This window comes from Bradyrhizobium sp. NBAIM08 (assembly GCF_020193935.1).
Classification (GTDB): Bacteria; Pseudomonadota; Alphaproteobacteria; order Rhizobiales; family Xanthobacteraceae; genus Bradyrhizobium; species Bradyrhizobium yuanmingense.
In genome coordinates this window covers 938,852-961,405 of record NZ_JADYVR010000001.1, presented here as the reverse complement: position 1 = coordinate 961,405, position 22,554 = coordinate 938,852, and the positions used below count along the sequence as shown (strand labels likewise).

Genomic DNA, 22,554 nt, shown 5'->3' with positions numbered 1-22,554 from the left:
ATCTCCAAGTCTGTCGCCCCGATGTCGCCCGAAAGCGAAGCTGCCTTGGATTCCCCGCAAGATTCGTCGCCGCAAGGTCCTGAGCCGGGCCCGCCGGCCGTCGTGGAGGCTCCGCGCGAGCCGATCCTGACGCTGCCTCCGGCGCTGACCGCCTATATCCTGCTGCTGGCGGTGATCCATCTGCACGTGCTGCTACCGCCCGAGCTCGAGAACTGGACCATCGACGTCTTCGGCTTCATCCCGAAGCGCTACGATTCCTCGCTGCTCAATCTGCAGATCCCGGGCGGGGCGGGGGCGAAGGTCTGGACCTTCGTCACCTATTCGCTGCTGCACGCCAATCTCACCCATCTCGGCTTCAACGTGCTGTGGCTCTTGCCGTTCGGCAGCGCGTTGGCGCGGCGTTTCGGCACCGTCAGGTTCTTCGTCTTCCTGGCCGTGACGGCGGCGGCCGGCGCGCTCGCCCATCTCATCACCCATGAGCATGCGGTGGCGCCGATGATCGGCGCCTCGGCCTCGGTGTCGGGCGCGATGGCGGCCGCAATCCGCTTTGCCTTCGTCCGCGGCAGCTTCCTGTCGTTCAGCCGATCGGATGCCGATACCGCCGCGAAAGTTCCGGCGCTGCCGCTGTCCCGCGCGCTCCGCGACGGGCGGGTGGTCGGCTTCCTCGCCGTCTGGTTCGGCATCAACATCATCTTCGGCGTGGGCGCGATCGGGGTCGATGCGGAAACCACGAGCGTGGCCTGGCAGGCGCATATCGGCGGCTTCTTCGCCGGCCTGTTGCTGTTCGCGCTGTTCGATCCCGTGCCGCGCGTGCGAAGCGATGCTGCGGATGCGTCATCACGGGACGTTTCAGACCGTATCTGAAGCGGCGCTTGCGACGCGGCCCGAATTCATCCATCATTCCCGCGAAGAATGTTCCGAAGCGACACGTCCTTAGCGACGATGCTTCGCAAAGCGCACGAGCGTGAAACCGGCGCTGTAACTGTTAGTTGAAGACTCGCGAACAAGTCCGAACCGCCAAAGGCGGACGGCTCGGATTCAGGGAGGCGACGATGACGGTACGTTCCATTCTGAACACCAAGGGCCACCAGATCATGAGCGTCGAGCCCGATGCCAAGCTGGCGGACGCGATCAAGCTGCTCGGCGAGAAGAAGATCGGCGCGGTGCTGGTGATGAGTCAGAGCCGGCTCGAGGGCATCCTGTCGGAGCGCGACATTGTGCGCGTGCTCGGCGAGCGCGGCGCCGGCGTGCTGGAGGCGCCGGTCTCGGAGGTGATGACCCGCAAGGTCGTGACCTGCAAGGAGACCGACACCGTCGCCGAGCTCATGGAGATGATGACGACCGGCAAGTTCCGTCATCTGCCCGTCATCGACAACGGCAAGGTGGTCGGCCTGATCTCGATCGGCGACATCGTCAAGCGCCGCGTCCAGGAATACGAGAGCGAGCAGGAAGCCCTGCGCGACTACATCAAGACTGCCTGATCAGGCCAAGTCTCCCGCTTTCGGCTCGTCCGCTTTCGGCGCGATGCCCGCGGGCGCCGGCGCCAGCACGTGGATCGCCTCCTGGATGGACTCCAGTGCACGCTCCGCAGCGCGCGTGCCATGTGCGATCAGGTCTTCGGAGCGGTGGAAGTCGAACCAGCCGAACTGGCCGACCCGCGGCGTGATCAGCATGTCGGGCGGATCGCCGGCGAGACGGGCGCGGGTGATGCGGTCCTGCATGATGTTGAAGGCGTCCACCATCACCGAGGAGATGCCGGGCCGGCCGTTACCGCCGAAGAACTCGCGCTTCATCGTCTTCTCGGGCGAGAACAGGCGCGGGAAGCGCCGCTTCGCCGTCGGCTCCTCGGCCACCGGTACGACCGGGGCGGGCACTGCGCCGTGCGAATAGATCGTGGTGGAATGGGTGAAGATGTCGCTGGAAAGATTTGCGGCGATGACGATTTCGGCGCCGAGCGCGCGGGCGGCCGAGACCGGCACCGGGTTCACCAGCGCGCCGTCGACCAGCCAGCGGTCGCCGATCAGCACGGGCGCGAAGATGCCGGGCAGGGCGTATGAGGCGCGCATGGCATCGACCACGCGGCCGCGCGTCAGCCAGATCTCGTGGCCGGTGCGAACCTCGGTCGCGACGCTCGCGAACTTGATGGGCAGGTCCTCGATCAGGATCTGCCCGATCGCCTCCTCGAGCCGGGTCGCGAGCTTCTCGCCACCGAGCAGGCCGGAGCCGTTGAGACGGATATCGAGATAGCCGAGAATGTTGCGCATCCCTTGCAGGCTGCGCCCCCATTCCTCGAACGTATCGAGCCGGCCGGCCGCGTGGAGGCCGCCGACCACGGCGCCGATTGACGTGCCGACCACGACATCGGGCACGATTCCATTGGCAATCAGGGTCCTCAGGATTCCGATATGGGCAAAGCCGCGTGCCGCGCCGCCGCCGAGGGCAAGGCCGATCACCGGCCGGCGGATGCTGCCCAGGCCAACTTTTTCGCCGACTTTTTCGCCCACTTTCTCGCCGTTCGAGCCGTTCGCGCCCCGGCCTTTCAATCTGTCCAGCACCGAAACTCTCCTACGCCGGGCCAGCCCGCATCGTCAGACTAGGCATCGCACTTGCGCTCCGCCAGATCAGGCGCGAAGCATGGTTTATGCCGCTTTGGAAAGGGCACGGGGCAGGAATATGGCGAGGGCCGGTTGCCACGGGACTAATCACGCAGCCGTCAAGCCGGTTCCACCGAAGGTCCAGGGCCGTATTTCCTGGGGTTTCAGAGGCTTGAATTTGCCGCGTTTTCGGTGAAAAGCAGGAAGCATGACACGCGGGGGTGACGGCATCGGCGGATGGCGGCGCAGCAGCAGGCTGCTGCCGGCGCTCGTCCTTGCCGTATGCCTCTTGACTTCCGGCCGAAATGCCGCCCAGGCGCAGCTTTTCTCGGATCGTCCGCCGCCGGTACCGCCGGCCTCGGTGCCCGACCCAGGCAACGCTGTCAGCCTGGCGCCGCCCTCCGGGCTGGGCGCGGGACCGCCAAGCCTGCCGCCGACCCTGATGCAGCCGGCGACCCCGAGCATGCCACCGCCCGCTGTCTCGACCGTGCCGCCCGCCGCCCCGCTGAATGCGGCCGTGCCCGGACAGGGCGTGCTGTCGCTGACGGCGAAGTACGGCAAGGACTCGGCCCCGATCACCAGCGGCCTGGTCTGGCGCGTGTTTGCCGACCGGCCCGACGAGAACGGCACCTTCAAGCTGATCCGCGAGGACCGCAGCGGGACGCCGAACATCGTGCTGCCGCCCGGCAATTATGTCGTCCACGTCGCCTTCGGCCTCGTCAGCGCGGTGCGCACCGTCAGCCTGAAGTCCGAGACCAATCGCGAATCCTTCGTGCTGCCGGCCGGCGGCCTGCGCATCGAGGGCCGCGTCGGCACCAGCCGCATTCCGCAGAACCAGATCTCATTCGCGATCTACAAGGGCAGCCAGTTCGAATCCGGCGAGCGCGCTTCCCTGGTGCCGAACGTCGCCGCCGGCGACGTCGTGCTGATCCCGGAGGGCACCTATTACATCGTCTCCAACTACGGCGATGCCAATTCGGTGGTGCGCTCGGACATCCGCGTCCAGGCCGGCAAGCTCACCGACGTCACCATCACCCACCGCGCCGCCGTCATCACGCTCAAGCTGGTCAGCGACAGGGGCGGCGAGGCGCTCGCCAACACCGCCTGGTCGGTGCTGACCCCCGGCGGCGACGTCATCAAGGAATCGATCGGCGCGTTCCCGCGCGTCGTGCTGTCCGAAGGCGAGTACCGCGCCATCGCCAAGAACGAGGGCAAGGTCTACGAGCGCGGATTCAACGTCGTCAACGGCGTCGACGGCGAAGTCGAGGTCATCGCGCGCTAAGGGCAGCCGGCGGCGAGAGGCTCCGGCACGACGATTCTCATCGCGCGCACGGATGTGCATCTTCTGTTACCGTCACCGTCAGTGGGTTTCTGCCAGGTAACCTCGGACCCCTCTCTGTGTTCTGTTGTGAACACTGGTAGCGTCATCATTACGTGCAGGGGCCAGCAAACACCGGCGGCATCGGCTTATTCCAGCAGCAGCGCGTCTTGCTTACGATCGTGGACGGTACGTATTTCCGATAATCAATTTTATTCTCTTTCCATCCTGCTGCGCTATATGTCTGGCGTCCGTCCAACGGGGGAAGCCGGAGCAGGCTCATACCTTGCAGGACCGGCATGGAGCAGGGGACCAGGCTTGTCGACATGTTCGAAGTGATCCTCACCAGGCGCAAGCGGTTCGGCTGGCGGTGGCAGGTGTGCGACCAGTCCGGCAAGATATTTGCCGACGGCTTCGAGCGCACGCGCCCGTCCGCCAAATATCAGGGCGAACGCGCGTTGTTCTTCCTGCTGTCCCAGGCCTATTTGCGCAACCGCTCGGCGGCCTCCAGCGAGGATTAGCGGGGTAGGCCACCATCCCTTGCGTTGCCCGACGGGCAAAACACGCGAGTGCTAGGTCAACGCACGCGACCCAAAATATTCCGCTTTACCGAAATTCGGAAATCGCGTATGTGTCGCGCAACCTGGCCCAAGGAAGAGGGGCGTATCGCGATCGTCACGAACGCGGGCCGGGGGGCGGTGGACGCTGATGGCGTTGGCGCGAAAGGGTTTGCAGGGCGGAGAGCCGTGAGCAAAGACCTCGCGCATACGACCGGTGTCATCGGCGTGCGGCAAAATCGTGTGGTCCTGACGCCCGGGGTCTGTGCGTCAAGTCTTGCGGTGATGTTGCGGCCCAACCGGGCAAGCGCATCAGCCATCCGCAAGGCGACGGGGGCAATAGTGCATCGCTCCCCGGGGAGAGCACGACATAAGCCGTAAAGCCACTGCGCAGGGAAGGCTTTGGGCTAAAAACATTAGTAAAATCACAGCGATATTCTCGCGGTGTCCGCCGTTGTGTCCCAATCCGGCGGAGTTGGATTTTCCTGTTTATAGTCGTTAATGAGCCGGACCTACACGGATTGATCTCAAACTCGGGAACACGCCATAGTTGCGCGTCATGCCGACTCAGACCGTTCCCACCCCCTATTATATCGCCTTCATTGATGAGGCGGGCGACCCAGGACTGAAAAATGTGCGTCCAGTTGATCCTGTGGGCGCCACGGAATGGCTATGTCTCGGCGCGGTGCTGATTACCGCGAAGCGTGAGCCCGAAGTAACCTCTTGGGTTAGGGCGATCTTGTCTAAGTGCGGATCTAGCCGAACCGATCTTCATTACAGGCATTTGTCGGCCGCTCAGAAGCGGATCGCCTTGCAGGAGATAGCGACGCTCCCGTTGCGCGGCTTTGTTCTTGCATCGAACAAGAAGAACATGCGTCGCCATCGCAACGAACGAGCGGAGCGCGCTGGAGCCCAGCAGTGGTTCTACAATTACTGTCTACGCCTGCTTTTGGAGCGGGTGACGGACTTCTGCTATCGGCATGCAATCAAGGATCGCGCAAAGGATCGTTTCTTAAAGATCCTTTACAGCGAACGTAGCGTCCATTCCTACCCGCAAACGGCTGCCTATCACGAGCTACTGAAGATGCAGGCGAAAGCTGGGGCTCTCGTGCTTCCGAAGCGCCGGATCATGTGGGAAGTACTCGACTGGCGGCTCGCACAACCAGTATCGCATATCGACAGCCCCGGTGCGCAGCTTGCCGATCTTGTTACCAGCGCCTTCTACCAAGCCGCTGACACGCTTCCGCCGACGAAGTGGAATAACGAATTCGCGAAGCTGCTGGAGCCGATCATGGCCAAGGAGAACGGCTCCTGTATGGATTACGGTGTGGCTCTCCAGCCGGCGCCTACGTGGAAAGCTAGGCTGGATGATAGGCAAAGGCAGATCTTCGAGTTCTATGGATACAGTTTCTGGCCTTAAGGGGGAGAAGTACCACTACAATTCTTTTCAGTGGGCGGAGGCTTTGCCTATTGATGAGAGCACACGGATCAAAGGTAGTATGGAAACACATCTTCTCTTTTAGCAAATTGAGATTTATTCGAGGCTGGCTGTTGCGCTCTAGGATGGCGCGTAAGCCAATTATACGGGGCTGGCGAACGTGACCATTCAACTGGGGCTCATCGAAGCACACGAGCAAACTATCGGGAAAATCTTTAGCGACTCCTACGCGTTTGAAATTCCTCCCTATCAACGGCCGTATGCATGGGAAAAAGAGCAGGCCACCGAACTGCTGACCGACCTTTTAGAAGCGATGGACAACACTGAAGTCAGCGGCGGCGTTTATTTCCTCGGCAGCGTAGTGCTGATTAAGTCCCCGGCCGACCCAAAATCATTAGTAGTTGATGGACAGCAAAGGCTCACCACCTTAACGATCCTCATTAGCGTCCTCCGAGACCTCACATCCAACGAAGAGATTCGCATTAATCGTCGAAGCTTCGTCTTTCAGAAGGCGAACCCCGACAGCGGAACAGTTGACAGATACCGGCTGCTACTTCGACCTCAAGATCGCTCCTTCTTCTCGAAGTTCGTTCAAGTTCCGGGAGCAACGAACGAACTGCCAGATCCGGCTAACTTGCAGGGCAGCCAACAGCGAATTTCGGAGAACGCCATCTATTTCAGGCAGCAGCTTGCTCGAATGGATGAGGAACGTCGAAACAAGCTGGTCGCATTCATAATACAGCGCTGTTATGTCGTTGCCGTTGCTGTGCCCACACCGGAATCTGCGCGGCGCATCTTTAGAGTGCTGAATGCAAGAGGGCTTGACCTCACCCCGACTGACATACTGAAGGCCGATTTCCTTGATCGCGCGGGCCAGGCGCTCGAAACGGATTTGGCGAGCCGCTGGGAGGCAATCGAGCAACGGCTTGGCAGGGAAAAGATGGTTGAATTGTTCGGCCACATCAGAATGATCTTCGAGAGGGATAAACCACGAATTGCGCTAGAAGATGGATTTCCAAAATTCGTCAAGCCCTTCAAAGGTGATGCAGACGTATTTATGACCGACTTCTTGGAGCCATTGGCCGAGGCCAGTTCGTTCCTTTCTAATCAGCAACTGGTTCGGGACAGATTTGGGCTTGATGCGCACCGGGCTGTACAATCCCTCAATAGAGTAGACAACAAGGATTGGGTTCCTGCCGCTCTTCTATGCTTTTGGAAGGTGCAGGATCGCAGCAAGGTCGCCAATTTCCTAATTGAACTAGAGCGGCTCACCTATTTTCTGTTCTGCGTTAGAGCGGAAGTGAATGTGCGGATTGGCCGCTATGTGGAAGTTATCGATCTAATCGATCCTCTGCCAGATAGACCGGTGCCTAAGATTGGTCTCCAGTTGAGTGAGGCAGAACAGTTCCAATTCTTAGAAGCCCTCTCCGGACCGCTCTACACGAAGACACGGGTTTGCAAGCCTGTCCTTCTCCGCCTAGATGAAGCTTTATCTAGTGGGGGCGCAACTTACGACGATGTTGTATCCATCGAACACGTGCTGCCCCAAACAGTGGAGGAAGGATCCGAATGGGCACACCTTTTCCCCGCGGAGCAAGATAGGAAAGATTGGACTCATCGCCTCGCCAATCTTGTTCTTTTGACGCGACGCATAAATACCAAGGCCTCTAATTGGGACTTTTCGCGCAAAAAGACGCACTATTTCGCGTCCGACGACGGCTCCTCACCATTCCCTTTGACGCAGGGAGTCTTGCAAACGTCCGTTTGGAATTCGCAGTTCCTGAAGGATCGACAAATCATGCTGATCCAAGCGCTCGCGAAACTTTGGAGACTGGACGCGACTCTCCTGGCGAGAGCAGACGAGTTTAAGGGTAAGTCGCTCACGCCGCCAAAGCCAAACGGGATTGAGGAAGGCACATGGCTCGACGATACCGTTCTTGCGCTAAAAGAGTTGGGCGGCCAGGCTTCACTGTCTGATCTATACAAGCAGATCGCGCGATTAAGAGGCGAAACAAAAAGAAGCCTACCAACCAACTATCAAGCCATCGTTCGAAGAACTCTAGAAGAGAACAGCGAGGACTCAGACGCCCACCGGCAGCGACATAGGTTGTTTCGAAATTCCGACAAGGGAAAAGGCCTATGGTCCCTGGCTTGAGGTGCTGGAGCAATCGCTCCTCTCGTCAAACCGTGGCCTGTCTTGACGAGATAAACCAATCCTTCTCCGGTCTACTCTGTAGGCCTAGACAACGCACCTGGGCGAATTTCCTATGAGTCGATTTTGCGGTGAGCTTAAGGTTGAACCCATCCTTAAGGCAGCGGAGACGTGGAGAGATCGATCACTCATCGGCTCAAAATCCATTTTCCAGAGCGATGAGATCTGGACCTTGCCTGTTCTAGAAGAGCTAAAGGCTCGGTTTATCGATGCTCCAGATGAGACAGACCGTTCCTTTGTCGACAAGCTGCGCGATCAACTCAAAGACGGAAGCTCTGAGGTCAAACGGCTATCCGCTGAGCTGTTTTGGCTGATGTCTCTTTGCCCTAGCAACAGTGGTCCTGAAAAAAAGAGAGATACGATACTAGAGATTTGGAGTTGGTCTGGCTCTCCATTTCCCCCTGACGCCCCTTTCCTCCAAGATGAGGTACTGAGCGGCATCGGAAGCGCGGGCCCCGCGTACTACATATTGATTCCGAAGGAATTCGCATTCGCAATTAATGCACTTTCATCGTTCAAAGCTCTGGATGCCGAGCGCCAGCGGAGCCTGCTAGTTTCCGAGTGGGAGTTTGCGGACTGGCTTCAGGAGGTTCCCGACGCCCAAACTCGGCAATTCAGGCATATGCTATTGTACTTGCTATTCCCTGATGATTTCGAGCGGGCGTTCTCATCCGGAGACAGGAAGGCAATTCTGCAGCATTTCGCCGAACTTCCTAAGGCGAAAACCAACAAGATGCTTGCGGTCGAGCTTGACAAGCTCCTTCGTCAAACACGGCATCGGCTGGAAACGGAGTTTAGCACTACAGAGTTAGACTTCTATCGGTCTCCACTTAGAGAGAAGTGGCAATTGGATTCGCCGCAATCGACCGATAAGATCACTTCGGATGATGTGCGACGTGCGCTTCTCGAAATCGATGAGAAAGGCGTCCCGGAAGACGCGCAATCGACGACATACGACCTAGTGGAAGCAGGCAAACGTTACCCGCCGAAACTCGTCTACTCTCTAGCCTTCAGGTATTCCACTGGGACCGAATTGCCTCGCTCCGAGTTTTCAGGAGGACAGGAGAGCACCGCCTTTAGAGTTTTGAGGCGACTTGGCTTTTCTATCGTGCCTAAAGACCAGCTGAGAGAGCTGGTGCTGGCCTTTTTAGCTCAGGCAGATGCTGGAAAGGACCTGCGCACAAGCTCATACCCTCAGGAGTACCGCGGCCTTCAGATCAGAGTGAGTTTTGGTCAAGGGGTCGCCTCTCGCGTGCCTTGGATCGCATTTCTTGCTCCGGGTGAGAAGGTAAGCGAAGGTATTTACCCTGTACTCTTGTATTACAGGGAGGCCAAGGCTCTAATTCTGGCTTATGGTGTAAGCGAGACTAAACAACCGGGGCGGGAATGGAAGAATTTAGAGGCTGAGAGCATCGCTGAATATCAACGGCGGCACTTCAATCGAGAACCTGAGCGGTACGGTGACTCGCTCATCGACACTTGTTTCCTGCTGCCTGATGACCTCGATCTGGAAAGGCTCACCTCCCGTCTGGATGCGCTGATCGCGCTCTATTTGCAGCAGCTGAGGAGCGGAACTACTAAAGAGAAGGATACTACACCACAAGCCGAACCCTCTTTTAGTAAGGAGGAGGCGCTTGAGCAACTTTTCACGACGGCGGAGGAGCTAGGCGTTTTGCTTTCCCGCCTCGAGACCAGCAAGAACCTCATATTGCAGGGGCCGCCGGGAGTTGGAAAAACGTTCTTCGCACAATTGCTAGCTCAAGCATTCCTGGGCCACATTTCATCAGAACGAATTCGAACGGTGCAATTTCATGCTTCTTACGCATATGAAGACTTTGTTCAGGGCTATCGGCCCGATGGCAAGGGTGGGTTCGAAAGAAAGGATGGAGTGTTCCTGAGGTTCTGCAAGCGGGCAGAGGCTGACCTAGCAAACAAGTATGTTTTCATTATCGATGAAATCAACCGAGCAAACCTCAGCAAGGTATTTGGGGAGCTGCTGATGTTGATCGAAAGTGACAAGCGGGATGAGGCCTTCGCGGTGGATCTCGCCTATTCGACGGGAGACGACAAACGCTTTTTCGTGCCGGATAACGTATACATCATTGGTCTTATGAATACGGCTGACCGGTCACTGGCTCTCGTGGACTACGCTCTCAGGCGCCGCTTCGAGTTTTTTGACCTGAAGCCCGCTTTCGACAGACCGCAATTGTCAGCGCATTTGCTTGCCGCGGGTGTTCCTGAGCCCTTGGTCGCTCACGTCAACCATTGCATGACTGAACTAAATGCAGTCATTGCTGCTGATCCTGATTTAGGATCTGGCTTTATGATTGGACACAGCTTCTTCTGCTCGCTCCCTGCCGACGAAGCCGCCGAGGAGGCTTACAATCACATTGTTCAGTACCAAATCCTGCCTTTGCTTCGAGAGTATTGGTACGATGGAGGTAAGGCGGATGAGTGGCGCACTAAGTTGCTCAAATCGTAATGCCTGCAATACCGATTCAAAACATCTACTATTTACTTTGCTATGCCTGGGACGCCCTGGATCAGGGTGCGTTGGTTGACGTTTCAAAAGTGCCGAGCACAAAGCTAGTGGACCTGTTTGCTCACGTCCTGCTCAGCGGCTTGCGACACTTGGTTCGTATGGGCCTCGAGCAAGGCTATCAAGAAACAAGTGAAGAGATTTCCGGACTACGTGGAAGGCTGAATACCGCTGCGAGCCTACGGCGGGCTTCTTTCATAGCTGGCCGTGCCCACTGCACTTACGACGAAGTGACCGCCAACACACTTGCAAATCGGATTATAAAGACCACGCTCGTCAACCTAGAGAGACATTCGGAGTTGGACAGTCGCTTGAGAGATCAGGCGCACGGAGTCATCCGTCAACTGCCTGATGTCGCCACCCTACACCTATCAAACAACGTTTTTAAGTCGGTCTCTGTCACGTCCAACCGCCGTTTTTATCGCTTTCTCCTGAATGTCTGCGAGCTAATCAACGATTCGTCCCTTGTCGAGCCAACGGGCTCACTTAAATTTCGAGATTTCACCCGTGACGACAAGAAAATGTGGCGTCTTTTCCAATCATTCCTACAGAACTTTATTCGGCGTGAATGCAAGCAGTGGGCGATCAAATCTGAAGAAATCACTTGGCAAGCGACTGGCGGCGCGCATGGGAGATTGAACCTGCTGCCGCGAATGGTAACTGACATCTCGGTTTGGCGCCCTGGAGAATATCGAATTATCGATGCAAAGTTCTACAGTGAAACGCTAAGCCGCAACTTCGGTGTGCCCAAGCTTCACAGCGATAATCTCTATCAAATGCTAGCGTATGTCATGAACGCCCAGCAGCGTTCTGGTGTGCAGCCTGAGGGAGTTATAATCTATCCAAAAGTTGGCGAGGGCCTTCGGGAGGAGTATCATATCTTAGGACGAAAGATTTCGATCTGCACGCTAGATCTCTCCGCTCCTTGGCGGACCGTGGACCGGGAAATGCGCGAGCTGTTTCGGTAGCAAGCACAATCCGGTAAACTAGTGCCTCGGTGCCACATGCTACCAAAGACAAGCCGCGTTCACAGCGTGCGCTTGAACAAGCGACGGCGCTGGCGAGCCGCTGCTCTGGGGATCCACCATTTTAATCAAAGAAGAAGGCCACACCGACTAACGACTACAATCCTGAAGGGCGCGTTCACATCGTCATCGGGCAGATGACTTAACAGTTTCTAGGCGCTGCTCTAAAAGGATTGCATTTGATCGCGGCTGTCTATCCGCGGAATATGGGATGAGTACCGTTGCCATTACTCGCACCAGACCTTGAACAGCGCGCGTAAACGTGCACCGCCGCCGCCGAAATCTAGCTTCTGCCACGGGATGGGTCTTGAGGAGCCTTGGCTATCCCAATGACTGCGGCTGCCATCACTGAAGAAATCGAACCCGCTGGCAAAATATTTGTACTGTTTATGCGCGCATGCAAAGTCGTACCTGGCAATAGCGCTCTCTTTCGTCCGTTGCTTCGTGCTGTTGTCCGAACGCGCTCCCATGGAGCGGATTTGACATTCGTACGTAACGACGACGTGGATTTCGTCGGCGTAGGGTGGCGCGGTCCAATCGGACGGGCCTGACGCGAGTATCTCTCCAGCCGAACAGCTGTTCTCTTCGAACAATACTCGTGACTGTCTTACCCTGTCCTTCGGGCCATCCGTGGCCAGATCATCTTGAGGCTGGCAAACCGTCAGGCTCTTTTCACCCTTGCAACTGAAAGCGGCTCCTGCAGGCTGTGACGTTACGGCGAAAAGAACAATAGGAGCCAAAGAAACACTTATTGCCGATTTGAACATTGATATTTTTCTGCAGTAAAGTCATGAACATTCAAGATCAGCACCGCATTTGTGCGGTCGTTGAACATCAGCAATTTTCCTTCCGAGCAATGGCTTCCTATGCCTCGATAGATCGTGATATTTTTACCGACTACGCCCGATCTATCGATATACAAATTCATGTCAGTCAGTAGAAATTTGCGACCCTCGCTAAAGCCGCACGATGCATATTGCCCTTTTGCAAATTCCTCGCCCCAACTTGCCTTAAGGTTTTGGTCGCTCTCAACGTATTGAATAATTCGATAAACCTTCGAGTTCGATCTATCCTGTTTGGCGCACTGGAATGTGCTCGTCTCTTCTGCACGCAAGGGCACGATCGCGAATGCAAAGAAGATTTGAGAGAGAACCAGGCAAGATAAGGTTCTAATCGGACGTCGTTCAATGTATCGCCACAATTCCACGACTGTGCCGAGGGCGGCCTGAAGTGAAGAATCCGCTACAGCGAGGCTTCTCCGTGCAAAGATTACATTGCTCGACATAGCCATTCTTCCAATCAGATATGGATTGAACAGCGTGGGGCCATACCGACCGCCTCAGCACGCAGCGCGGCAAATTGTAAACTGACACCTTGACGCCTGCGGCATTGAGGCAGTCCACGCCCTCCGCCAAACTATCCCGATAATCCATTGGGTCGACCCAGAGTAAGCCATCATTTGCGATAGCAAATCCTGTGTTTTCCAACCCCATTAACGCGACATGATCGACAAACGGGAGATTGCGAGCGATCCAGCGGCATGTCTCCGAGATCATCGGCACCGTCAATGCGTGAAGCACTATCCGAATTTCAACCCGTTGACATCGATCTTTAAGCTTCAGAATGCCAAGGATCGTTTCATCGAATGCGCCTTTGGCTTGCACGACGTGATCATGAATATGATCGACCGATGCATAAACCGGGATTGCCGCCATCAGATTCGGATGGCTAATCTCCCTCCACGCATCCACGACTTGCGAGTTCGCGAATGCGCGGCCGTTCGTGAGCACCTGGAGGGCAGTCGCCGGGAGCTTGTCGCGGCATTCCTTCAGGACAGCAATGAAGCTCTCCCAATCCGACAGCGTCTCTCCTCCGGTGAATGTCAGGGCATGGGTTGCCGGATCAACCAGAGGCAAGCTTTCTTTGATTTCGTCGAGAATCCACCGGTCATCGACATCTTTCGGCGGCTGCGAGCACATCAGGCAGTAGTTGTTGCACCGTTCCGTCACTAAGAACGAGTTGTGCGCGGAATTCCGACGATACAACGTACGGAATTTCCGCGATGCATGATCAACGCCAATGACGTCGCCATCCGCGAGATAGTCGTATTTGGGCGACACCGCCAGCAACCGCCCTTTGAACGTGCCGGGTAGGTCGATAGCACCGTCCGAGACGACAAAGATACCCTGGCAATCGGCTTCTATCGCACGTCGGATTTCGGCCGGCGTTCTAGCGAGCGCGAAATCCGCCACATGACGTTCGGCGGCATTGTCGATTGATCGGAGCCTAAGGACTGATCGCACCTTGTCAGAGGAAAATCCAGAGCTTCGGCAGGCTACGCCATACAGAGGAAGGGTCATGCAGCTGCCCACCGTCGCAATATGGCAGCATCTTCCGGCGCGTTCTCCAGAATATTCAACAACAGGCTCATGATACCCTTTTGCCGAGCGCAAAACGCCGACAAGGGCTTAATTCCCAGCGCATCACCCTGCGTGGCGTGATGATAGACAGGATCCGCGCCGCAGTGGCTTTCATACACGCACGTCGAACATTCGGGAGCGCACTGGGTCAGTGAAGACGAAATCGCGCCAATTAGCTTGTCCGACAGGATTAGAGAATTGTAGTTGTCGTGTTCGACGTGACCGAGCCGGAAAGCGTCGTCACCCGTCTCAGCGAGCATCCTACCTTCATCCGACGCGAAGACGCTGCCGTCATAATTGTAGACCAGCGCGCCAAGGCCAGCACCGGCGGGGCTACGCAAATCTACGTAACCAATCGGGCGATCTGACAGCATCCGGGTGAGAAGCAATGCCGCATAAAACTCCCGGAAAGGGGTGCCCTGTCGGTTGATCTCAAGAACCCGGCGCAATCCTCGCTCGTAGAAAGCAAGCCATTTCTGCGCGTCGTACTTAGCGAATTGCTTCGTTTTAATCGCAAATCCAAATGGAGAAAGCGGGCGCAGAAAGATGCCGTCCAGCCCCAATCGGAGATATTCGTCGATGATCTCGTCGACCCGGTCGAGGCTCGCCTCCGTGGTAGTCATCAAGGCCCCGATCCGGTCCGGACCTAAAATCTCTCGGGCTCGTCGGATTCCAGCAACAGCTAGTTCATGACTATTTGCACCTGAGCGGGGACGGTTCTTGTTGTGCAGATCGGCTGGACCGTCGAGGGAAGTTGAAAGCAGGACATTGTTCTCTTTACAAAAAGCGAGAACGGCGTCATCCAACAAGGCCAAATTTGAGGCGATGACGAAATCGAGCTTCTTGCCGGACCGTTGCTGCGCAGCGGCAACAATCTTTTTGATCAGCGGAAAATTGAGAAGCGGCTCTCCACCCTGAAACTCTATCTTGATTCGTGCCGTCGGGCTGGCGAACGCTATGTCGAGTGCACGCATCGCGGTTTCTTCGCTCATGTCGAAACGTGAGCGGTCGGTACTTTGACGCGAGACTTGGCAATAAGGGCAAGAGTGTTCGCATCGCAGCGTTACAACGAAAATATGTAACGGGGTTGTTTGCTGCAGGAACGACATTCGGCTCCTCAGCCGCGCTGCCAAAAGCTGCCGTTGTGCTTTCTGGTTCGTTCCGGTGATCAGATGAGCGGCATAGGCCTTCTCGTAGAGACCGTCACCGGGGCGGACCTGAAGGTCAACCAGTCTGTGCAGTTCGTTCTCTGTCAGCCGGATGAAATCACCGACCAGGTTCGCCACGAGATAGTGGCTTGTTCCGATGCGCTCCAGATTGAACGGTAGCAACGAAAGATCTTCCGTCGCCGAACCGAAGGCGTCAGGAGGTAAGAAACGCGCCATGGTGCTCCGGCTGGACTTTATCTGGTGTTATTTCTGGGTAGCAGCCAAAGACCCGAAGGCAAGCGCAAGAATAACATTCCGGACGCCTTCGGTCTTCTCAGCCACCCGAATCCGCAAATTCTCGTCGGCGACCAAGCTTAGAAACCGATCCCTCAGGTCAGCCGGACTCAATAGCGCGCCTTTTTGTAGATTGGCAGCGGGCGCGAGACGGCAAACATAGCGCCCGCCCACCCGGTCAACCCGGCAAGTCGCCGTTCCGATCAGACGATAGATCGCCCCGTCCAAAGCCGCGAGGCTTTGGACGTTTGAATCGAAATCAACAACTACTTCGACCGGAGACGCCGCAAGATCCTTAGCGGCTAGAGGCATGCGATGCATGTGACGCATGTGAGGCATGGGAGGCGTGCGATGAGTGCCCTGCGACAATCGTCCCGTCAGCTTGTTTCATCATGACAAACCCGAGAAGATCCTCGCCCACCTGAAAGTGAGCGTTCGGCGCGGGCTTCGCATGCAAATCTTGCTTCACTGGCAACGTCACCTCATCACCCAGGACCGCCGATTTCGCTTCAGCGCCCTGCACCGAGAGACCGGTAAGTGACGCAAGCGCCGCGCCAAGCGAGAACAGTATTTTGGATTTTTCAGCCACTTTTTATCCCCCAATCCAAGAATCTGGAAATGCACCCTACTTACAACTTACAATAGTGGTGAGTCTAGAGGGTTGCTCAACAAATGGGCGACGGTTCGTGCCTAGCCCTCAAATCCTTGGGTTGATGATCAATCAACACAGGTATTGCCGACCCTCAATCCGGTAAAATACTGCCAGCTCACGCTGCGGGGAGAGGCGGCGGCGCGCGTCGGACATCGCAACACTAGTCCTTCGCCATCAAGCGGTCGGCCGCTTATTGTACTTTAGTATGACCATGATCTCTTCGACGGATGATTGAAGTCGATACTCCGCAACTCACCAACGGGGTGGGCACCAAATCGTGAGCGCGGCCCGCGCCATTCCAACCGGCCGTCGCGGGGACGACCAAAATGAAAAGATGGCCATCGCTGCAAGTGCCGCATTCAGGATCGCGAGCGTGATGTAGGCAGCGGTGAAAATATGCTGATGGTTGGCCATCTTGCCCTCCCTCAACTGATTGGCGCAATTTAGCACAAACTACCTTAGCGGGAACAGTAAAGAGGCTGACCTGTCCTCGTTCTTAAAACCAGCGGGTAATCCAGCCCGCCCGCCTGTCCCTTACCTGCTGCGCCGGCTGCGTGGTCAGCGGCTGCGGTCCCGGCCCTTGCGCCATTCCGACCGCCCACGTCCGCGGTGTCGGCACGAACGGATCGGGCCTGATGCCCATTGGCCTCGGTTCGACCTGCTCCAGAGGACCCAACATATCCTGCTCGGGATAGTACCTCGTACCTTGCATCATTTCGGTCGCAAGCCGGCAGAGCGTGTCGGCCGGCAAGTTTTTGCGCCCCCGTGAGAAATCGAGCAGGTCATCCGGCGCAATCCCGACGCTTTTTGCCAGACGCGCGTAGTCGATTTTTTTGACGCGAGCCGCCGCGACTTGGCGAAGAAGCTCCGTGCCGGTGATTTCAGTCATTGTACCTCTCCTGACGTTGCATTGATCGCATCGACCAAGGTTCTGAACTCAGTTTTCGGTCGTGGCCTTGTCGGCGCATTTACCGGTGTTGGCCTAGAGCGCGGCAAGTCGCACACGGACCGTTTGACGGGACCCGCGACGGTTTGGGGAGGCACAGCTTGAGCGGCGTTAATGACACGCAAGGCCGCGACAATGCCTTGCGCACACACGATGCCGCGCTTGATGATGTCCCATTGCTCCACCGCGGCTGACTGCCGGTAACGATGCCGCAGGATCGCGGCAGGATTGGCCGGCCTGTCGGTCAGCGTGATTTCGTTCAACGTGGCGCAGGTGACCAGCGCGTGAAAGCGCTCGCGGTCCTCGACGTCGCGGAGCTGAAAACCGTGGATCGTCGCGGCGACACTGAAGTGAGCGCAGCGCTTCGCTTCATTGTCGCGGACCAGCGCGCGCACATGCAAGCCCTTGTCAGTCGTGCGGACTTCGAGGACTTCGCCGGCCGGCCGGCCGTGGCGATACAGCAATGGGATGTTTTGCCGAACTGGCATCCAGCATTCGGCCGCAAACTTCGTGCGCTCGCTATCAATCGTGGCCGGCGCTGCAAGACCTTCAAAGATCCAATCGCCGTCGACTGGCGGCAGCGGCGCGGTTGGCACGCATGGCGGAGGCGCGATCCGATGCTTGCGCGCGAGGTGCTTCAGTTCGAGCTGCATCCGGAGCGCTTCGCCGCTCACTTCGCGCCCCTCAGGGCAGCGACCTTCCGCCGAATCTCCGCCAGTCGTTCTGCCAGGGCGTCGCGTTCGGCGGCAAGTTCTGCGACGCGTTCAGCGGATGACGGATCCGAGTCGAGCGACAGCGTCGTGACGTGCGAGGCCGGATGATTTGCGCCTTTGAGGAAAATGCCTTTTCGGATTTGGGATCGGTCCTGCATGGTCAAGCCTCCACTGCTGGACGCGCGATGCTTGGACACGCGGCCTGCGAAACACCAGTGCAGATTAGCACGGTGACCGGCACGGCGCGATTGCGGCTGTCTGGATCACCTCCGCCGCGAGGGTTGACCGTTGCGCCGCTTCAGCTCCGCCATGCGCTCTTCATGGTCGGCGCGTTCGGTCCAGTAGCGGGCAAGCTCGCGAGAGGTCGGTTGCGGCCCGGCAGCTCGAATGACGTCGTCGAATTGCTCGAACTGCCTGTGCAATGGCGGCTTATCCCGGCTATCCTTCGGCATTGGCTTCGTCCTGGACGGGAGACTCGGTCGCGCGAACCATCCTGCCGGACCGGCCGAGACGTCAAGGGCGTCACGGCACGCCGTCACCCGTCCGTCACGTGGGCGCAAATCAACTGCGGATAATGTCGCAGTTGCCAAGCGCACCAGCAAGGACGGCAGCCAGCACAAGCAACTGTCCAGAGATGGACAGTTGTCAAAAAACACGCCGTCACGATGTCCTGGCGTCTAACTGGCGCAAATTCGCCAGTTGCGAAGCGCACCAGCACAAGGCAACTGGCAATAAGTTGCCAGTTGAAAAACGGACTGCAAAGACTGGGAGCGCGCGCTCCTACTCCCATCGAGCCGAAGCTTTCCGGTCTCGGAACCAGCAAGACGGAGTCCTCGCGCCGGCAGTAGCCGCCCGTCGGTTTTGCGCGATCCTGGGACGGGAGGTGGCCGAAAGCAGCGGCTGCTAAGCGGCGGGGCGCGGGTCAGGCTCATGGGTCCGACCACGAGGTTGCAGCGGGCGACCGCGAGGGACCGGCGGGCGGCCACTGTTCCGGAACGGAGGTAGCAGGTTGCGACTTTTGTTAATCCGAAAATTGGGTTGAGGGAAAAACGTAGGGAGGGAGCCGACCCAGGTCCCTCGGCCGCTGGAGGTAAACCCATCCCCCCCAGCGGCAGCTCTGCGCAATCGATGCAGCGTTGAGGCAGGCTGCGACACGTTTCGCGACACTCCGATGAGCACGGGACGATGGGGGAATTGATATTGTTTAGTTTTCCGGCCGAGTCACCTCATTGCTGAGGGAATGACCGGGCTCAGCGGTCTGTAACACCTTCGCAACGCCGTCGCTGCCAAGATAATGATCGGACGGAATTGAAACGATGTTGATCTGGGTGAGACTGCTGGCGATGTGGCCGTCGATTTGGAGCGGCAACAACTTGGCGAGCAAGCCGGCGAATGCCTTCGGATGGCGCGATGCGAGAAAGAAACCGTAACCAGTCAGGCCGCCGCGGCCGTGACCATCACTGCCATGGGCAATCGCAGCGTCGATGACGGCCTGTTTAAGGTCGCGCGTGATGCGGTTTCGCGAGCCCCATTGTCGACCGCGTCCAGACCTCAGATTCTTGAGCCGCTGATCGGCGCTGGCGAGCGATGATGGCATGCCATGTTGCCTTCAATAGACAGAACCGTGTTGGCCTCGGTTTCCCGACCAATGCAACACACGTCTAAACTATAGTCCCCGCAGCTCCGGTCCAGCCCAACCTTGTTGTCGGCTGCGCGTGGCGCATCTCACCATTCAGTCGAAGTTGGGTCAGAGGGACACGGGACACCCTTACAAGGGGGTGTCCCTGTCTGTCCCCTTTTTGACCGGGGACAATGTCCCGTCATGTCCCCTGAATGTCCCATGTCCCTCTGGAACCCTACTCATAAGCGATCCAGACCAACCCATCCCAGATGCCGATCCGGTGCGTAGCGTCTAGCTGCTGAACCGCGCGCTGGAACGCCTTCTTGAAGCTTTCCTCTGTGCCTGCGGCCGACAGGCCGCCTCTGCGGCACGCCTCGCGCCATTGCTTCAAGGTCACCGTAGTGACCCCTCTCGGATAATCGCTCGTTGCCGGTGCGGGTTTGCCGTCGTCCAAAATGGCGCGACGCAGCAGCTCCAGCGCCTTTTGCTGTGTCGGAGTCATTTTCGCCTTGCCGGCTGGCGGTAAGTCGTCGGCGACAATTCCAACGGTGATGTCGTCGCCGTCCTCGTCTTGCCCGAGCGTCACGGCTTGCACCGTGAATCGTGTTAGCACACCCTGCTGGCCGTCATTGTTCTTGGTGATGGTCGCGGTGCGGATCTCGCCCTGCACAGCGATCTGCACCATCAAGTCGACGTCGCCCAAATGAGCGTTGGAGCCGCGGGCGCCCTTCTCTTCGTTTTTGCCGGTGTGACCGACCAGTGCAATGTGAATAACAGCCTGTTCATGCAAACGACGCAGGTTGGCCGCGGCAATGTTCTGATCCATCGCCTTGTTCTCATCGCCCCCGCCGGCTGCGATGCCCTTGTTAAAGGTGTCGATAATAATCAAGCCGACTGGGTGGCCGAAATGCGCCTCCGCGGAACGGATGGTGTCGACCACGATCTGCACGCAGCCGGGGCGCATCAGATCGATCACCTGGCTGGCAACCGCGATTGGCAGGTTGGGCGGCCCGGCCATCGCCATCATGCGACGCTTGGCAAGCTGCCCCCGCTCCAGCGCGAAATAGACCACGCCGACGAGCTGCTTCGAGCGGTAGCCGCGCCAATCTGTGCCGGTAGCGGCATGCAAGGCGACACTCGCGAGCAGCGCTGACTTGCCGCTGCCCGGCGGGCCAACAAAGCTGGATGTTTCGCCGATGGCGAGCGCGCCCTTGAAGATCCAGGTCTTCGGAACGGCGTTACCGAAGTTTTCGTAGTAGTCGAGCGGGATGCCGGGTGGTGGTGGCGGCGGTGGTGGTGGCCCCTCCGGCTTTGGTTCTTCCGCGGGTGATCCATCATCGTCCGGCGGTGAACCTTCCGCCGTCACCGCTTTGGTGATCAGCGCAGCGGCGTCACCTCCGTCCGCGATGCAGTCGACCGCGTCCCAGCCCTCAATCATGCCGGGCGGGATCTGAACAACCTTGACCTTACAGCCGAGCGAAAGCAGCAACGCGGTGGCGGCGCAAGCGAAGCCCTGGCCGGGGTTATCGTTGTCCGGCCAAACTATCACCAGCTTGCCGGCCAGTGGCGCCCAATCGGTCTTTGACACAGCGTTGGCACCGCCCATGATCGAAGTCGCCGCGATCCCGAGCCCGACCAGGGCGTCGGCTTTGGCTTCGCCTTCAGTCAGAACAACGACCGCGACCTTGACGATCTCGTGCAGCCGATACAACGGTCGTGGATCCGGCATGCCGGCGCACCATGTCTCGACACCGTCGACGATCTTATAACAATGCGGGCGGAAGGTTTTACTCGCACGAGTGCCGTCGGGTTCGTAGCGATAAACAATGGCGATGATTTTACCCTTGACATCGTGGTAGCGGAATCTCGCGACCGACGCGCCGAGTTCGAGCGTGTCTTTGTGCGGCTTGTCGCCGAAGTCCTTCTTGGCCTCCGCGATCTTCTCGGACGGTGTCGGCCGCCACGACCGACGCTCGACCTTGACCGGATCGTTGAAGAAGTCCGCCGCGATCTCGGTCAACGATTGCTGGAAGTCCTGGGTGCCGACATAGCCCATGAACAGGCGGTACAATTTGATCAGGTCGCCACCCTGGTCGGTGGCGTGGTCGTACCAGACGCCGGCCTTCGAACCCGTCAGCTCGATGTTGAGGCTTTCACCGGCTTCGCCGTGCACGCTGCCGATGCGAGCTTCGTGTTTCGTAAGATAGGCGCGGCCACCGAACAGCCACTGGACGAATCCCCGAGCGGAGGCTGCAAGCCGCTGGCGGATGTCGGCAGCATTGATCCGAACTCCATTGCCGCCACCGCGCCGCGGCGGCTCTTCCTGGGGCCGCGCGCTGTTGAAATCCAACATTACCGCCTCCCACGCAACGAAACCACGGTATGGTCGAGCGCAATCGCTTCAGCAATCGACAAACTCTCTTCAAAGTCGGTCATTGCATCCTGGAAAACGATGAGCTGCGTCGGATCAAAACCACGCCTCAACAAGCAGGCCGCTGCGCAGGGGATGGGGTTCGGAGTGGCGTCGCACAGGACGCGGCCGCTCATCGTTGCCATGAACTTCCGGCGGCCGCGGCGGTCGTTGGCAATCTGGTGGATTACAACCACGAGCGGACGCGCCTCATCGTCGGACATCACGCAAGCCCCTCATTAGGATGCGCGGCGGGACCGGGAACTTGGGGTAAGCGTGTTATATTCCTCAGACGCTCAATCCCTGACGGTTCGGTGCTGCCGGGCGGTCTTCGGTTTTAGTCACGAGCAAACGTTGTCGCAGGCTTGGCCTCACGCTTCCGGCGCCAATCGGCGGCGGCTTCAAACGTAATGAGAGTGCGTTTGCCGAGCCTAAGCTCATGAGGAGCAAGACGGTTTCTCTTCAGCTTATAGTAGAACCCTTGGCTGATGTTATGTGCGATGCAGAACTGAGGAATCGACATCGCCAGCGTCGGGATTAGGAAGTTCTCGTTTTTCTCTGTCGCTTCTTCACGAGGCATTGGTGGAACCCTTCCTTCATAGATCTACATAGGACCTCACGAAGGGTGGGAGGCGACCGTTGGGACGTCAAGTATTTGATTTTTCAA

Annotated in this window: 22 protein-coding genes; 8 read left to right on the top strand and 14 right to left on the bottom strand. The window is 58.0% G+C overall.

Annotation, left to right across the window (positions count from 1 at the left end):
• Positions 1-45: 45 nt before the first annotated feature.
• Positions 46-864, top strand: a complete 819-nt coding sequence (locus I6F37_RS04705; RefSeq protein ID WP_036015285.1) for a rhomboid family intramembrane serine protease — start codon at positions 46-48, stop codon at positions 862-864.
• Between the two features lie 188 nt (positions 865-1,052).
• A complete protein-coding gene (locus I6F37_RS04700; RefSeq protein WP_036015240.1) occupies positions 1,053-1,481 on the top strand; it encodes a CBS domain-containing protein in 429 nt (142 codons plus the stop codon).
• On the opposite strand, the gene I6F37_RS04695 is transcribed toward I6F37_RS04700, so the two are convergent.
• Positions 1,482-2,555, bottom strand: coding sequence for a patatin-like phospholipase family protein (locus tag I6F37_RS04695; RefSeq protein ID WP_036015237.1), 1,074 nt, complete (start codon positions 2,553-2,555; stop codon positions 1,482-1,484).
• Positions 2,556-2,802: 247 nt separating this feature from the next.
• On the opposite strand from I6F37_RS04695, the gene I6F37_RS04690 reads away from it, so the two are divergent.
• The 6 genes from I6F37_RS04690 to I6F37_RS04665 all read left to right on the top strand — a co-directional run bounded on the left by I6F37_RS04690 (position 2,803) and on the right by I6F37_RS04665 (position 11,626).
• Positions 2,803-3,876: a hypothetical protein gene (locus tag I6F37_RS04690; RefSeq protein ID WP_036015235.1), complete on the top strand. Its 1,074-nt coding sequence runs from the start codon at positions 2,803-2,805 to the stop codon at positions 3,874-3,876.
• 335 nt (positions 3,877-4,211) lie between these two features.
• Positions 4,212-4,433, top strand: coding sequence for a hypothetical protein (locus tag I6F37_RS04685; protein WP_225150465.1), 222 nt, complete (start codon positions 4,212-4,214; stop codon positions 4,431-4,433).
• 595 nt (positions 4,434-5,028) lie between these two features.
• Entirely contained in the window at positions 5,029-5,889 is an 861-nt protein-coding gene (locus tag I6F37_RS04680) for a DUF3800 domain-containing protein (RefSeq protein WP_225150464.1), read from the top strand.
• A 178-nt stretch (positions 5,890-6,067) separates the two neighbouring features.
• Complete coding sequence (locus I6F37_RS04675) at positions 6,068-8,062, top strand: DUF262 domain-containing protein (RefSeq protein ID WP_225150462.1); 1,995 nt, start codon at positions 6,068-6,070, stop codon at positions 8,060-8,062.
• A 229-nt stretch (positions 8,063-8,291) separates the two neighbouring features.
• The gene (locus I6F37_RS04670) at positions 8,292-10,601 is read left to right on the top strand and encodes an AAA family ATPase (RefSeq protein WP_225150460.1); all 2,310 of its coding nucleotides are present in this window, start codon (positions 8,292-8,294) and stop codon (positions 10,599-10,601) included.
• Positions 10,601-11,626, top strand: coding sequence for a hypothetical protein (locus I6F37_RS04665; protein ID WP_225150458.1), 1,026 nt, complete (start codon positions 10,601-10,603; stop codon positions 11,624-11,626). The genes I6F37_RS04670 and I6F37_RS04665 overlap by 1 nt, the downstream gene beginning before the upstream one ends.
• A gap of 284 nt (positions 11,627-11,910) precedes the next feature.
• Here the strand turns inward: I6F37_RS04665 and I6F37_RS04660 are convergent, their stop codons facing one another.
• The 13 genes from I6F37_RS04660 to I6F37_RS04600 all read right to left on the bottom strand — a co-directional run bounded on the left by I6F37_RS04660 (position 11,911) and on the right by I6F37_RS04600 (position 22,467).
• The gene (locus I6F37_RS04660) at positions 11,911-12,450 is read right to left on the bottom strand and encodes a hypothetical protein (protein WP_225150456.1); all 540 of its coding nucleotides are present in this window, start codon (positions 12,448-12,450) and stop codon (positions 11,911-11,913) included.
• A gap of 417 nt (positions 12,451-12,867) precedes the next feature.
• Positions 12,868-14,043, bottom strand: a complete 1,176-nt coding sequence (gene hxsC, locus I6F37_RS04655; protein ID WP_225150455.1) for a His-Xaa-Ser system radical SAM maturase HxsC — start codon at positions 14,041-14,043, stop codon at positions 12,868-12,870.
• Positions 14,040-15,488, bottom strand: a complete 1,449-nt coding sequence (gene hxsB, locus I6F37_RS04650) for a His-Xaa-Ser system radical SAM maturase HxsB (protein ID WP_225150453.1) — start codon at positions 15,486-15,488, stop codon at positions 14,040-14,042. Before hxsB ends, hxsC begins: the two co-directional genes overlap by 4 nt.
• Positions 15,489-15,840: 352 nt before the next feature.
• Positions 15,841-16,134, bottom strand: a complete 294-nt coding sequence (hxsA2, locus tag I6F37_RS04645; RefSeq protein WP_225150451.1) for a His-Xaa-Ser repeat protein HxsA2 — start codon at positions 16,132-16,134, stop codon at positions 15,841-15,843.
• A gap of 315 nt (positions 16,135-16,449) precedes the next feature.
• On the bottom strand, positions 16,450-16,611 hold the full coding sequence (locus I6F37_RS04640; RefSeq protein ID WP_225150450.1) for a hypothetical protein: 162 nt from the start codon (positions 16,609-16,611) through the stop codon (positions 16,450-16,452).
• A gap of 82 nt (positions 16,612-16,693) precedes the next feature.
• Complete coding sequence (locus tag I6F37_RS04635) at positions 16,694-17,086, bottom strand: hypothetical protein (protein WP_225150449.1); 393 nt, start codon at positions 17,084-17,086, stop codon at positions 16,694-16,696.
• Complete coding sequence (locus I6F37_RS04630; protein ID WP_225150448.1) at positions 17,083-17,796, bottom strand: hypothetical protein; 714 nt, start codon at positions 17,794-17,796, stop codon at positions 17,083-17,085. The genes I6F37_RS04635 and I6F37_RS04630 overlap by 4 nt, the downstream gene beginning before the upstream one ends.
• 17 nt (positions 17,797-17,813) lie before the next feature.
• Positions 17,814-18,014, bottom strand: coding sequence for a hypothetical protein (locus I6F37_RS04625; RefSeq protein WP_225150447.1), 201 nt, complete (start codon positions 18,012-18,014; stop codon positions 17,814-17,816).
• A gap of 105 nt (positions 18,015-18,119) precedes the next feature.
• On the bottom strand, positions 18,120-18,308 hold the full coding sequence (locus I6F37_RS04620) for a hypothetical protein (RefSeq protein ID WP_225150446.1): 189 nt from the start codon (positions 18,306-18,308) through the stop codon (positions 18,120-18,122).
• Between the two features lie 752 nt (positions 18,309-19,060).
• Positions 19,061-19,453 carry a hypothetical protein gene (locus I6F37_RS04615; protein ID WP_225150445.1) on the bottom strand — a complete coding sequence of 131 codons (393 nt, stop codon included), beginning with the start codon at positions 19,451-19,453 and terminating at the stop codon, positions 19,061-19,063.
• A 259-nt stretch (positions 19,454-19,712) separates the two neighbouring features.
• A complete protein-coding gene (locus tag I6F37_RS04610) occupies positions 19,713-21,830 on the bottom strand; it encodes an AAA family ATPase (protein ID WP_225150444.1) in 2,118 nt (705 codons plus the stop codon).
• Positions 21,830-22,111, bottom strand: coding sequence for a hypothetical protein (locus I6F37_RS04605; RefSeq protein ID WP_225150443.1), 282 nt, complete (start codon positions 22,109-22,111; stop codon positions 21,830-21,832). Before I6F37_RS04605 ends, I6F37_RS04610 begins: the two co-directional genes overlap by 1 nt.
• 113 nt (positions 22,112-22,224) lie before the next feature.
• On the bottom strand, positions 22,225-22,467 hold the full coding sequence (locus I6F37_RS04600) for a hypothetical protein (protein WP_225140524.1): 243 nt from the start codon (positions 22,465-22,467) through the stop codon (positions 22,225-22,227).
• Between the last annotated feature and the right edge of the window lie 87 nt (positions 22,468-22,554).